Genomic DNA, 14,373 nt, shown 5'->3' with positions numbered 1-14,373 from the left:
GCGCTGTTAGTGGTGACGCGGTGATGAATGAATCATTGTCGTTAACTCATTGCGATGCAATAAAACTTGCTGATATTCCTGATTTTGAGCAGGTTGAGCAGTTGCATCGCGATACTGCGCCTTCTCGCGCCGCTTACGATGTTATTCATGGGCATTGTGCTGTTATTGCAACTATTTCTTGGCAGATTGCGCATCACTGCAATATGTTATTAAGTGCCAAATCTTGCGCTAATCCTATGGGTGCTGCTTTGCGTGAGCGCGCTCAGCTTGCACAGAAGTGTATGAGCGAACTTATCGGTGAGGCGTATCTTACGTTGCCTTCGGTTACAGGCGGTTCCGCTCCGTGCCAATATGTTGACGAGTATGCGGCTTTGGTTGGCGGTTTGATTCATGATATTGGCACTTATTTTGTGCTTGAGAAGGACGGGTCTAATAAGTTTGCTGGAGAACTGCGCTTTGATGGGCCACACTACATTTTGCATGGGTTGCGTGGTTATAACTATTTAGTTGAACGCGGTTTTAGTGAGGATATTGCTCAGTTTGCGCGTAATCATACTGGGGTTGGTTTAACGCGTGAGCAGGTTCTTTCGCAGAATCTTCCTTTGCCGGCGGCTGATTATATGCCTCGTACTCTTGAGCAAGAGATTGTGATGGTTGCGGATAAGTACAACAGCAAGTCGATTCCTCCGCGATTCTTAACTGTGGATTCTTACCGTCGCAAGGCTGCGCGATTTGGTGAAGATAATGCATTGCGGTGGATGCAGTTGGTTGAGAAGTATGGCGAGCCTGATATTGAGGCGTTGGCAAAGTGCTTCGGATTATCCGTTGACGCGTAAGCTTGTTGTTTTGGTTTATTGTTTTTGGTTTATTGCGTAGGTTTATAGCGTAGGTTTATAGCGTAAGTTTGTCGCGCAGATTTATTGTTTTAGTTTGTTGCGTAAGTTTGTTGCGTAAGTTTGTTTCTATTTATTTAACGTCGCATTTTTAGTTTCTTATTAATTGTTTATATAGATATATACCTTCTGTGGTTTTGTTTTGTGTTTTGATTATTTCGATTCTGCTTTTTTGCTTTTGATTCTGTTTTTTTTTAATGTTTTGGTTGCGTTTTGGTTGTGTTTTGGTTGTGTTTTGGTTTGGGATTGGTTTTTGTTGCTGTTTTGTTTGGGGGTGTGGGTTGTGAGATTAGTGCGACACTCCCGGGTTTTGTGTTTTTGGGGTTGTTTTTGGTTGTTTTTTGTTGGTTTTGGGTTGGGTTGTTGGTTTGTTGTTGGTTTTTTCTCTGGTTTTTTACTGTTTTCGACACGCCGGTGTTTTGGCTTGTTTTCAATGGTTTTGGGGTGTTTGTTTTTGGTGGGTTTGCGTTTTGGCGTGGGTTGGTGTAAGTTTATCTCTTGCTGCTCAGCGCGGCTGGTTCTCCTCGGTTGAGGTTGATGGGCCGGCTGGTGTGGTGGTGGTTTGAGAACTCAAGAGCGTGTCTGTACTACTTATTAGTTAATTATTGCCAGTTCATTGCCTGCCTCACAGATTGTGGGGTGCCTGAGAGATGGTTAAATGGTGGTGAGGTTTTTGTTGGGATGTTCTTTCCTTAAAGAATGTCTCGTCTTTTTCTTATTTTTTGGAGCCTTATTTTGGCTCTTCATTGAATTTTTTCGTGGAGGGTTCGATTCTGGCTCAGGATGAACGCTGGCGGCGTGCTTAACACATGCAAGTCGAACGGGATCTGACCAGCTTGCTGGTTGGTGAGAGTGGCGAACGGGTGAGTAATGCGTGACCAACCTGCCCCATGCTCCAGAATAGCTCTTGGAAACGGGTGGTAATGCTGGATGCTCCAACTTGACGCATGTCTTGTTGGGAAAGTGTTTAGTGGCATGGGATGGGGTCGCGTCCTATCAGCTTGTAGGCGGGGTAATGGCCCACCTAGGCTTCGACGGGTAGCCGGCCTGAGAGGGCGGACGGCCACATTGGGACTGAGATACGGCCCAGACTCCTACGGGAGGCAGCAGTGGGGAATATTGCGCAATGGGGGAAACCCTGACGCAGCGACGCCGCGTGCGGGATGAAGGCCTTCGGGTTGTAAACCGCTTTTGATTGGGAGCAAGCCTTCGGGTGAGTGTACCTTTCGAATAAGCGCCGGCTAACTACGTGCCAGCAGCCGCGGTAATACGTAGGGCGCAAGCGTTATCCGGAATTATTGGGCGTAAAGAGCTTGTAGGCGGTTCGTCGCGTCTGGTGTGAAAGCCCATCGCTTAACGGTGGGTCTGCGCCGGGTACGGGCGGGCTAGAGTGCAGTAGGGGAGACTGGAATTCCCGGTGTAACGGTGGAATGTGTAGATATCGGGAAGAACACCAATGGCGAAGGCAGGTCTCTGGGCTGTTACTGACGCTGAGAAGCGAAAGCGTGGGGAGCGAACAGGATTAGATACCCTGGTAGTCCACGCCGTAAACGGTGGACGCTGGATGTGGGGCCCATTCCACGGGTTCCGTGTCGGAGCTAACGCGTTAAGCGTCCCGCCTGGGGAGTACGGCCGCAAGGCTAAAACTCAAAGAAATTGACGGGGGCCCGCACAAGCGGCGGAGCATGCGGATTAATTCGATGCAACGCGAAGAACCTTACCTGGGCTTGACATGTGCCTGTCGACTGCAGAGATGTGGTTTCCCTTCGGGGCAGGTTCACAGGTGGTGCATGGTCGTCGTCAGCTCGTGTCGTGAGATGTTGGGTTAAGTCCCGCAACGAGCGCAACCCTTGCCCTGTGTTGCCAGCGGGTTATGCCGGGAACTCACGGGGGACCGCCGGGGTTAACTCGGAGGAAGGTGGGGATGACGTCAGATCATCATGCCCCTTACGTCCAGGGCTTCACGCATGCTACAATGGCCAGTACAACGGGTTGCGACATGGTGACATGGAGCTAATCCCTTAAAACTGGTCTCAGTTCGGATCGTAGTCTGCAACTCGACTACGTGAAGGCGGAGTCGCTAGTAATCGCGAATCAGCAACGTCGCGGTGAATGCGTTCCCGGGCCTTGTACACACCGCCCGTCAAGTCATGAAAGTGGGCAGCACCCGAAGCCGGTGGCCTGACCTTTTTGGAGGGAGCCGTCTAAGGTGAGGCTCGTGATTGGGACTAAGTCGTAACAAGGTAGCCGTACCGGAAGGTGCGGCTGGATCACCTCCTTTCTACGGAGTTTTTGTGCACGCTCGGTTGAGTGTGGTTACTGGTGTGGAAATCAATAGTTAATGTTTTTAAATGAGTTTGTTGGGCATGCTTTTGGGTTCCCGGATTGCCACCCCTCCTTTTTGGGGGTTGCGGTCCTGGCCCTTGGATTTCAGGTTGAGGCTTTTATTGTTTTTGGCTTGGGTTCTTGGTGTTGTGGTGGTTTGAGAACTGGATAGTGGACGCGAGTAAAATGCGAAACTTTTTGTTTCGATTTTTTTTGCTTTTATCAATTTCAACCGGCTCCTTTTGTTGGAGTCGCTTGATCGTTTTGTGATCGTTTAGTGTGATGATTTTTTGTCTAGAGAATTTTGCTGATGGGTTCTTACTTTAGTGTTTGTCACTGGTAAGGGCGTATGGTGGATGCCTTGGTAGACAGGACCGATGAAGGACGTGACGGGCTGCGATATGCCTCGGGGAGCTGCCGAGTGGGCTTTGATCCGAGGATTTCCGAATGGGGAGACCCGGCCACTGTTATGGGTGGTCACCACAGTTTTTGTGGGGGGTACGCAGGGAAGTGAAACATCTCAGTACCTGCAGGAAAGGATACTCCGTGAGTAGTGGCGAGCGAAAGCGGATCAGGCTAAACCGGGTGCGTGTGATAACCGTCAGGTGTTGCGCATTCGGGGTCGTGGGATTGACTGTTCAGCCTCTGACGGGGTTGAGGAGAGTGATAAAATGTCGTGCTAGGTGAATGGGATTGAATTCCCAGCCGTAGAGGGTGATGGCCCCGTAGCTTGTCGTGCGATGTCTCTTTATGTTTATTCCCAAGTAGCGCGGGCCTCGTGGAATCCCGCGTGAATCTGCCCAGACCGTTGGGTAAGCCTAAGTATTCCTGTCTGACCGATAGTGTACTAGTACCGTGAGGGAAAGGTGAAAAGCACCCCGGGAGGGGAGTGAAATAGTTCCTGAAACCGTGCGCTTACAATCCGTCGGAGCCTTCTTTGTGGGGTGACGGCGTGCCTATCGAAAAATGAGTCTGCGAGTCAGTGGTATGTGGCGAGGCTAACCCGGGTGGGGGAGCCGTAGCGAAAGCGAGTTTTAAAAGGCGTTTGAGTCGCATGTCCTGGACCCGAAGCGGGATGATCTAGCCCTGAGCAGGTTGAAGCGCGGGTAAGACCGTGTGGAGGACCGAACCCACCTAGGTTGAAAACTGGGGGGATGACTTGGGGTTAGGGGTGAAAGGCCAATCAAATTCCGTGATAGCTGGTTCTCTCCGAAATGCATTTAGGTGCAGCGTCGTGTTATTGCTTACAGGGGGTAGAGCTACTGGATGCTTGCGGGCCCATACCGGGTACCAATAGCAGCCAAACTCCGAATACCTGTTAGGTTTATCACGGCAGTGAGTCGGCGGGGGATAAGCTCCGTCGTCAAAAGGGAAACAGCCCTGATCGTCGTCTAAGGTCCCGAAGCGCGTGCTAAGTGGGAAAGGATGTGGAGTCGCATAGACAGCCAGGAGGTTGGCTTAGAAGCAGCCATCCTTGAAAGAGTGCGTAACAGCTCACTGGTCTAGTGGTTCCGCGCCGACAATGTAGCGGGGCTTAAGCACGCCACCGAAGACGCGACTGCATGAATTTTGTTCATGCGGGGTAGGAGAGCGTCCTGTATGGGGTGAAGCGGCAGTGTGAACTTGTCGTGGACTGTACGGGAGTGAGAATGCAGACATGAGTAGCGAGAGACGGGTGTGAATCCCGTCCGCTGAATGACTAAGGGTTCCGGGGCCACGTTCGTCGTCCCCGGGTGAGTCGAGTCCTAAGGCGAGGCCGACAGGCGTAGTCGAATGGATGAACGGGTTGATATTCCCGTACCGGTGTTACACCGTTCGAACTGAATCTGAGAGTACTAACCTTCATTTGCGAGTTGGCTTCCTTTCGGGGTTGTTGGCTTGTTTGTGTTGGGACTGTATTGGTAGTAGGTTAGCGTGGGAGTGACGCGGGTAGGTAGCCGGCTGCGGAGGTGGTTTTCCGTGGCTAAGCGTGTGGGCTGTCTCCTAGGTAAATCCGGGGGATGTTAAGCTGAGGCGTGATGGGTAGGCTGTAAGGCTGATTCCGGTGATCCTGCTTGCCGAGAAAAGCTTCAACGTGAGGTGTGATTCCGCTCGTACCCTAAACCGACACTGGTGGTCTGGTAGAGTATACCGAAGCGATCGGGCGAATCCTGGCCAAGGAACTCGGCAAATTACTCCCGTGCCTTCGGCATAAGGGAGACCCTTGATGGTGATATGGTTTTACGCTGTTGAGCTGTTGGGGGTGGCACAAGCTAGGGGGTAGCGACTGTTTACCAAAAACACAGGAGCGTGCGAAGGCGTAAGCCGCTGTATACGCTCTGACGCCTGCCCGGTGCCGGAAGGTTAAGAGGATCCGTTAGCTTCGGTGAAGCGGTGAATTTAAGCCCCGGTAAACGGCGGTGGTAACTATAACCATCCTAAGGTAGCGAAATTCCTTGTCGGGTAAGTTCCGACCTGCACGAATGGCGTAACGACTTCCCCACTGTCTCGGCCAGGAGCCCGGCGAAATTGCAGTACGAGTAAAGATGCTCGTTAAGCGCAGAAGGACGAAAAGACCCCGGGACCTTTACTATACCTTGGTATTGTCGTTAGGTGTGGATCGTGTAGCATAGGCGGGAGGCTGTGAAGCGTGGGCGCTAGCTTGCGTGGAGTCGAATAGTGAAATACCGCTCTTTCCATATCTGGCGTCTAACCTCAGCACGTTATCCGTGTTAGGGACAGTGCCTGGCGGGTAGTTTAACTGGGGCGGTTGCCTCCTAAAGAGTAACGGAGGCGCTCAATGGTCCGCTCAGCCCGGTTGGCAATCGGGTGTTGAGTGTAATCGCACAAGCGGGCTTGACTGTGAGACTGACGGGTCGAGCAGGGACGAAAGTCGGAGATAGTGATCCGGTGCCGGCGTACGGACGTGGCATCGCTCAACGGATAAAAGGTACCCCGGGGATAACAGGCTGATCATTCCCAAGAGTCCATATCGACGGGATGGTTTGGCACCTCGATGTCGGCTCGTCGCATCCTGGGGCTGGAGCAGGTCCCAAGGGTTCGGCTGTTCGCCGATTAAAGCGGCACGCGAGCTGGGTTCAGAACGTCGTGAGACAGTTTGGTCTCTATCCTCTGCGCTCGTTGGAATGTTGAGGAGACCTGCCCATAGTACGAGAGGACCTGGGTGGACGAACCTCTGGTATGCCGGTCGTCACGCCAGTGGCGCTGCCGGTTAGCTACGTTCGGAAGGGATAACCGCTGAAAGCATCTAAGCGGGAAGCCTGCTCCAAGATAAGCATTCCATGCACGTTAGTGTGTGAGCCCCCATGTAGAACACGTGGTTGATAGGCTAGATGTGGAAGCCCTGTAAGGGGTGGAGCTGACTAGTACTAATGGGTGATGGTGACATTCTTCTCTACTCTTGTGAGTGGGGAGGGTGAGTTTCTGTGAGTATTTTTCTTCTAGCGTTAATGAGTACTGAATGTTTTGCTTAACGATCGGTTGGTAAGAGTTGTTTTTATTCGCGTTCATGTCCGGTTCCCAAACCGCCAACTTGCCACTCACTGCTGGTGAGTGTTATAATTAAGTTTGCGGTGGTCATGGCTCAGGTGAGACGCCCGGTCCCATTCCGAACCCGGAAGCTAAGGCCTGACACGGCGAGGGTACTGCACTCGATAGGGTGTGGGAGACTAGCACGCTGCCGCATTATTCTTTTTAGCGGGGAACGTTTGTTCCCCGCTTTTTTATTATCCCCCGCATACTGTTATGGGTTATAGGTGTTGATTCATCCACGCGCATTCGTGGACTTACACCCAGCCTAAGTACACGAACACGAGAAAAGTTGCGCGCGCTTTAGTAATTAATCCTTTTCGAGCGTTGTGGTTTTTTGGGGGGAGGGAGTAGTCTGAGATAGTAGGTACTTTGCTGCGCGGATTATGCGTAGCATTGTGCTTTCGTTTAAGTGTATTAAGAGTTAAAAGAAGGTGCATATGATGAATAAAAAGTTTATAGCAACATTTGCTGCAGCAGCCATGTTGTGCTGCGTATGCAACGCCGGCGTTGCAGTAGCAGATGATAATACAGATTTCAATGCGACTATCACACAATTAATATCTCAAGCAGATAATCATATCGACGCGCTAAAAAAGCTTATTGATAATTCTGATAATGCTAAATTGAAAAGCGATCCTTTCAATATTCATCTTGACACATACAAACCGTTTTACAAAAATTTAATTGATACTGATAAAACAATGATTGAACAGTTTGAACAGCATCTTAATGCAGCAGGTGAGAAGCCTAATCAGAATACGCTTGATGCTTTGCGCGCTGAAGCCAAAGAATTAGATAAGCGTTTAAATCGTCCCACCAATAATTCATTCGGAGCACGTGCTGGATTCCATAACCACTATGATGTCTTTAGAGGATATTCGACGTATTCATCATGGCGAAAAGCTTCCGTGCCTTATAACAAGCTTGAGGATACTAAATCTAAGCTTGCTAAGCTTACTGCTCTCGATAAACAATTTAATGATTTACGACAGGCAATACAGCTTCCTTCTGAAGTGCATCCAATAAGTATTGAAGATCAAAGTAATTATGATTTAGACCAAGTTAAAGTAAAGTATTGGTACGATGGTGAACCAAATGCCGATAACTCAGCGTATGTGAAAGCTCAATTAGCTTTCTGGCATAAATTAGTTGAGAAAAGTAAACGCAATTTGGAAGATAAAGTTGCTAATGGAATTCGCGACCTGGTAGCTAGAACAGGTATCGATGTGAATGTAAATGTATTTGACCTTAATCGTGAGGTTAATGCGACTGTCAATGTGCATAATGGCGACGAGTATTTGAGCAAAGAATTAGCTCAGCAAGGAACATTGAAGAAGGCGTTTGATCATACCATTATTCATTATGGTAATGGTGTAAGTCTTCCTCCTCGTGAAAATCCTGACTTTGATTATGAGAAGTACAATATTCTTCAGCAGCAGATTGATGCCATTTCGAGCAATATTAATGATCCTTCGAAAAAGTTTGGCTGGGAATTTACTTATAAAGATCCAAGTCAATTGACTGCTGAGCAGCGCAAAGAGTATTGCGATGCCTATGAAAAGTATACTGCATCACGCATTGAGAACAGTAAGAAGCTTGAAGATCTCCGTAAGGAACAAGCAGAATTAGGCGATAAGAATGCTTACAAAGCGTACGATATTGCTGAAGACTTGAGTACTGCTCGCGATGGTGCTGTCTCATACGCTTACTTGCATTTGAAGTTTAAGAAGTATGTACAAGATCAGCTTAATAACGGAAAGAATCTTGAACAGTTGCTGGAAGATGACGCGCCTGCTTATAACAAAGCTAAAAAATTAGTGGATAAGATTAGCTATAGTGAAGCTGGAACTTCTAAAGAGTATCGTGACGCGATAGAAACTGTATATCGTTATGAATTTATGGTAGATTTACTTGCTGCTCGTGACAATGATGCGTATATAAAGGAAGCGCTTAAGAATGGCATATCATACGACGATATGCTTAAAGCGACCGTAAATGACCGCCTTGAGCGAGATAAGAAGTATAACGATTATGCAAACCAGGGCGAGGCAAAAGTTCTTTATGATAGAATGTGGGCAGCGTCTACAAAATGGGGTGAATTAAACAGTTCCGGCGCTTCTAAGGAAGAAATTAAGCAAGCTGAAGCTGATTATTATAAAGCGGATGATGAATTATACAAATATATAGGTAAAGAGCGTCAAAGATTTGACAACAAACAAACGGAATTATATGCTCGCGAGGATCTCATTAAAAAGTTAAAGAGCGGTGAGTATGATACGACAGTTCTTGATATAGACAACTTGGCTTTGACTCCTGAGCAGAAGTCGAGTGAAGATGTTGCTCCGCTTGATTATAACGACAGCTCGTTTGAGAATCCTGATGGCGATACTGGTAATAAGCCTGATAATAATCCTGATGGTGATTCCGGTAATAATCCTGACAATAATCCTGCTGGCCCATTTGATGATTTCAATTTTGATGACATTGACTGGGGTGATTTCAACTTTGACGATTTAGATTTGGATGATTTGGGCCTTGATGATGTGGAGGCTGAGGACTTCGATTTCAGTGAGTTCGATACTTATGCGTCGGAAATCAGTGATGACGATTTGGCTTCCTTAGATATCGATGACATCAATTTTGATGATTTAGACTTGGGCGATTTAGACTTGAGTGATTTCTATAATGATGACACTCAGTCTGGTGACACTCAGTCTGGTGATACTACCAACTCTGGCGATACCAATGCTGGCAATACTGCCAAGCCTGGTGAAACCAAGCCTGAGGATGTTGCCAAGCCTGGTGATACTGCCAACTCTGGTGATGCTGCTAAGCCTGGTGAAATTACCAAGCCTGGTGATGCTAAGTCTAGTGAGACTATCAAGCCTGGTGATACTAAGTCTGCGGCTGCTAAGATTGAGGCTGTTAAGGCTGAGGTTGCTGTGGATAAGTCTGAAGATGTTAAGATTGAGGCTGCTAAGTCTGAATTTGCTGATGCTAAGTCTGAAGATGTTAAGATTGAGGCTGCTGAGACTGATAATGATAATGCTGGCGATGTTACTCAGACTGACAACGTTACCAAGACTCAAGAAAATAATAATTAACTATAGCCTTGCTACTGTTGCGAATGTAGTAAGTGCATAAAACCAGTAGGCGGTGGGGATTGCATCCTCGCCGCCTATTTAGTTATAGGGATATAGCATTATATGCAATTGATTTGCGCTGACGATCTGCCGAAGCGTTTATTCCTCACGGCTATTGGTAGCCGTTCGGCTGATTTGGCATGTGAAGCACCCCGTGCTTCACAATTGAGCCAAATCACGCTTTGAAGGAGCTTGAAATCCCAATGATTTCAAGCTCGGTCAAAGCGCACGCGAAGGCAATTCGGAGCGCCGAGCTTGCTCAAGTTGAAAGCACGGGGTGCTTTCAACGCAAGCGAGGTCTGCCTTCGTCTCGATTGACGAAGGCAGGACAGATTAGTGTGGTGATACTTAGTAACTAGGTCGTCAGTTGCAAACTCTAGATAAACTTCCGGCAAATGTTCCATAAATCCGCCAAAACAGCTACAAAACCCGGAGAAAAAACTCCCGAGAATGTTCCACAATAACGCTGATACAGCTACAAAACCCGGAAAATCCCCCGGCAAATGTTCCAAACACCAGCCAAAACAGCTACAAACGCCGGAAAATGTTCCATGACTACACTTGCCGCAAGGTAGTGATTAAATGATTGTAGTCGGCATAAAAACAAGCGATTTTGAGTATTCGTTGAGTATTAAAATATTGTGCCGAGCGCAATTGGGCCAGCAATTGAGTTGATAATTGGGCTATCAATTGAAATAAAATCAAGCAATTAAAAATACGGAATATTGTAAGTAAAGCGTGCGCTAATTGTGATTATGCTATTTGCAATTATTCTGTAAATTTCATACAAGGAGTAGGTATGAATAAAGCCCTTATTAACATTGATTATACGAATGATTTTGTGGCAAGCGACGGTTCTCTCACTGTAGGCGAGCCTGCACAAAAGTTAGAAAAGCGCATTACTGAGATTTCGCAGGAATTCCTTGACTCTGGCGAGTTTGTTGTTTTCGCGATTGACACGCATCATTTGAACGACCCGTATCATCCGGAAACTAAGCTGTTCCCACCTCACAATATTGCTGGAACGCACGGTCAGCAGCTGTATGGTGCGCTTGGCGATTTTTATGAAGCGAATAAAGACAAAAGTAACGTGTATTACATTCATAAGACTCGCTACTCGTCGTTTAATGGCACTGATTTGCTGATTAAGCTTCGCGAACGTCACATTGAGGAGCTGCATTTGGTGGGAGTTTGCACGGATATTTGCGTGCTTCACACTGCTGTTGACGCATATAATCTTGGATTTAAGATTGTGGTTCATAAGGATGCTGTGGCAAGCTTCGATCCTCAAGGTCACGAGTGGGCGCTTCGTCATTTTAAGACTTGCCTTAATGCGGATATCGTAGAAGGCTGAAAGTTGCTAATTTGCTAAAAATATTACGCTGGTTGATTTGCGAATCGACGACTTCGAGCTGCATAATGCGCGAGAAGTCACTTCGATTCGCCGAGCTTGCTTAGGGTTGAAAGCACCGATGTGCTTTCAACGCAAGCGAGGTCTGCCTTCGTCTCGATTGACGAAGGCAGGGCAGATTCGCGTGGTTGTTCATTGGGAATTTGGCTGTGTTTTGTGAGCGCTGCCGACTGCACGCGGGTCCGAAGAACGTGATTAAGAGACCCTAACGCAGCGCTCCGACTGCACGCGGGTTCGAAGAACGTGATTAAGAGACCCTAACGCAGCGCTCCGACTGCACGCGGGTCCGAAGAACAGGATTAAGAGACCATAACGCAGCACTCCGACTGCATCAGTGTCCCAAAACAAGTAAAATGAGACACTCGCGCAGTACTCCGACTGCACGCGGGTCCGAAGAACGTGATTAAGAGACCCTAACGCAGCGCTCCGACTGCACGCGGGTCCGAAGAACAGGATTAAGAGACCATAACGCAGCGCGCAATCTGCACCAGTAACGAAAAAACGCTTGTATTGCAATACGCGAGACATGATTTTTTTTTACACAGTTTTGGCCTATAACCCCGACGAGTTTGCGCGGAGTGTCGACTTGCTATTAATGAGAATCATTATTATTATTGATACACGTTATAAAAATATCTTCAGTAATCGTCTGCGAAAGAAGAGCGTAGGTCGATGAATTTAAGAAGATGAAGTGTAGAGAGCGAAATAATAATTATGACTCAGGTCATTAAAAATATTGCGAAACGTGCTTTTGCGATGGCAGGCGTTGCCATACTTGCGTTTGCGGTGTTAGCGTCTGGTTTTGGCGCAGCAATGACAGCGTACGCATCAGAAGGTGGAAATCCTAGCGAAAAATACGATCCTACGAAAAAAGAAGTGCTAAGTCACGGTCATACGGACGTATTTTATCCAATTCAATACAATGGTAAATTCATTATGGCCGTCGAAAAAGACGCTGCCACTTTCTTAAAGCCTGAAAACACTACTTTACGCGTAGCAAAAAGCACGTATACTACAAAATCGCAACTTCCTGCTCTCGCTACTGAATACTACTATCTTGATAGTTCCGGAAATCAAAATGGAAATCCTCTCTTCCCGGGTTGGGATACAGGTTATGCTGCAACTTTAGTTGGTGCATCTCACGCAGATGAAGCAACAGCAGATATTGCAATTCAGCAAGTTACTGGACCAATGAACGGGCGTATTCTGCTTTGGACTACCGAGGGAGCTGGAAAAACTTCGAAGAAATTATCGTTTGAAGAGAACGATTTAGACGACGAACCTGATACTGAAGGTAGCCGATTTATGCTACCTGGTGTGATTCATCAACATACTGCTGGGCATGTGCATGCAAACTGGGGATTTACGCAACCTGGCGTTTATAAGCTAAAAGTAGCAGCAACTATTACAAATAAGAACACTAAAAAGCAGATCACAACCGAGCCTGCAGAATACACTTTTGAAGTAGAAGATACATATTCAGGCAAAGTACCTGCTTCTGGTATTACAGAAACGCTTGATTTGCACCGTCGCGGTGATTCTATTAATCCTGACGATGATGAAGAAGCGCACAAAGCTTCCGAAGAACATAAAGACACGGATAAAGACGATGGCGGCGATATGCGCATCGGCAATATTCGCGATTCCGGACCGCATCCGCATTATCATTCATACGAAGGTTATGGCGGCCTCGATTTGAAGGTGGTAAACAGGCCAAAAGGCGCTCGCATTGAGTGGCGATATGTGCGCGCTGACGAAGGTCCTGACGCGTATGGAACCACTCTTTTTGCTGAGAGATTGCAGCTTCCAGCTGAGCCTGCAATGAACAAAATGAAGGTGTATGCTCACGCAACTGAAGGTGAAACGCAAGTTGGCAAAGATACTGCGTCTGCAACCATCGCCGTTGAAGATCACGGTGCCGACGGACGCCCCGTTGTAAAAGCAATCGCCCCGTATAAGCGCTTCAAGCCAGGAGATTCTTTACGTGCGAAAACAGCGCTACTTAACCCGCACGTTGCAACCGACGGTATTACCGGCGCGCCAATTGACGATCCGACAAGTCCAGTAACTTCCATTGTTAAGGATTATGTTTGGTTGATAAAAAAGGAAGGAGAAAGCGAGTTTAAGCGCATTCCTGGTGCTGTGAGCAGCAAGTTGGAGCTAAAACTTGACGCTTCTATGGACGGTGCTACGATTCGTCCTTCCCTGGTTTTGAAGAATGGTGAACTGTATCGCAATAGTAAATTCGACGAGTTTTGCGATTACGTTATTGATATGGGTGGCGCCAAACATAACGGACAAGAGGCTGCTGAGAAACAAGTTCACGATCCTGATTCGGAAGAAGACGCGCGTCACTCAAGTAAGCGTCGCCTTAAGAAGCGTAGAAGCGTACATAGAAGTGTGAGAGGAAGGCGTGCACGCGTTAACGATGCTGATGCTGCAAATCGCGGGTTTGTGCAAAATCTTTTCGCTAGCGTTTCCAACAATGGGTTTGCTGGTGGTTTTGCCGGTGGATTTGCGACGGCAAATAATGCAGGAGGCAACGTTTTTAATAAAAACCAGAGTGAGCAAAAGTTAACGCAGTCGGGAGCGCAGCAGAATACAAAATCGGGAATGTTTGGCAATCCTGACGGAAGCGTCACTTTTACGCCGAATTTCTTCGGCAATGCTGCCAGCAAGTCGAAGAAACTTAAGCGTCATCGCAACAACCGCAACGCTCGCAATCAGAACGCTCGCAACAACCGTCAGCTTCGTCGCAACAAAAACGTGAGGAATTTCCCTCAAAATAGTAACGGAAAATCTACTGACGCAGCAAAAAACAATACGGAAACGTCGGGTTCGTTTAAGCGCGTAGAAAACACCAGCGGTAACAAAAACAAGCGTTCAGTAAACGCTGCCAAGCGTACAACGAAATCTAAAAAGGCTTCGAAAAAAGTCTCGAAAAACGTGCGTTCATTTGAAAACGAAAGTCGTCAAGCTGTAGAAGCGTCGAAACAAACAAATAGCGACGAAGATCCTACAGCGCAGCGCGATACGGAATATACGCAAGCACAAGAAGACGACTCGACGG

Annotated in this window: 4 protein-coding genes, 3 rRNA genes and 1 pseudogene; all 8 read left to right on the top strand. The window is 47.6% G+C overall.

What is annotated here, in order from left to right:
* Positions 1-23: 23 nt before the first annotated feature.
* On the top strand, positions 24-836 hold the full coding sequence (locus HXT56_RS04915; RefSeq protein WP_250310065.1) for an HD domain-containing protein: 813 nt from the start codon (positions 24-26) through the stop codon (positions 834-836).
* A gap of 476 nt (positions 837-1,312) precedes the next feature.
* Entirely contained in the window at positions 1,313-1,459 is a 147-nt protein-coding gene (locus HXT56_RS04910) for a hypothetical protein (RefSeq protein WP_162720529.1), read from the top strand.
* Between the two features lie 189 nt (positions 1,460-1,648).
* Positions 1,649-3,174: ribosomal RNA gene (locus HXT56_RS04905) — 16S ribosomal RNA — on the top strand.
* Positions 3,175-3,547: 373 nt separating this feature from the next.
* Positions 3,548-6,609 (top strand): 23S ribosomal RNA (locus HXT56_RS04900).
* Positions 6,610-6,786: 177 nt separating this feature from the next.
* A 5S ribosomal RNA gene (gene rrf / locus HXT56_RS04895) occupies positions 6,787-6,903 on the top strand.
* The 16S, 23S and 5S rRNA genes sit together here, the layout of an rRNA operon.
* Positions 6,904-7,186: 283 nt before the next feature.
* Positions 7,187-9,853 carry a hypothetical protein gene (locus tag HXT56_RS04890; protein ID WP_421777916.1) on the top strand — a complete coding sequence of 889 codons (2,667 nt, stop codon included), beginning with the start codon at positions 7,187-7,189 and terminating at the stop codon, positions 9,851-9,853.
* 838 nt (positions 9,854-10,691) lie between these two features.
* Complete coding sequence (locus HXT56_RS04885) at positions 10,692-11,246, top strand: cysteine hydrolase family protein (RefSeq protein ID WP_116712401.1); 555 nt, start codon at positions 10,692-10,694, stop codon at positions 11,244-11,246.
* Positions 11,247-12,017: 771 nt separating this feature from the next.
* Positions 12,018-13,590: pseudogene (locus HXT56_RS04880) on the top strand (choice-of-anchor M domain-containing protein); the annotation flags it as partial.
* Between the last annotated feature and the right edge of the window lie 783 nt (positions 13,591-14,373).

Origin of the sequence: Gardnerella nova (assembly GCF_049244055.1) — a bacterium.
GTDB classification, from domain to species: Bacteria; Actinomycetota; Actinomycetes; order Actinomycetales; family Bifidobacteriaceae; genus Bifidobacterium; species Bifidobacterium vaginale_H.
The sequence above is the reverse complement of the archived record's forward strand: the minus strand, read 5'-3'. Positions and strand labels throughout refer to the sequence as shown.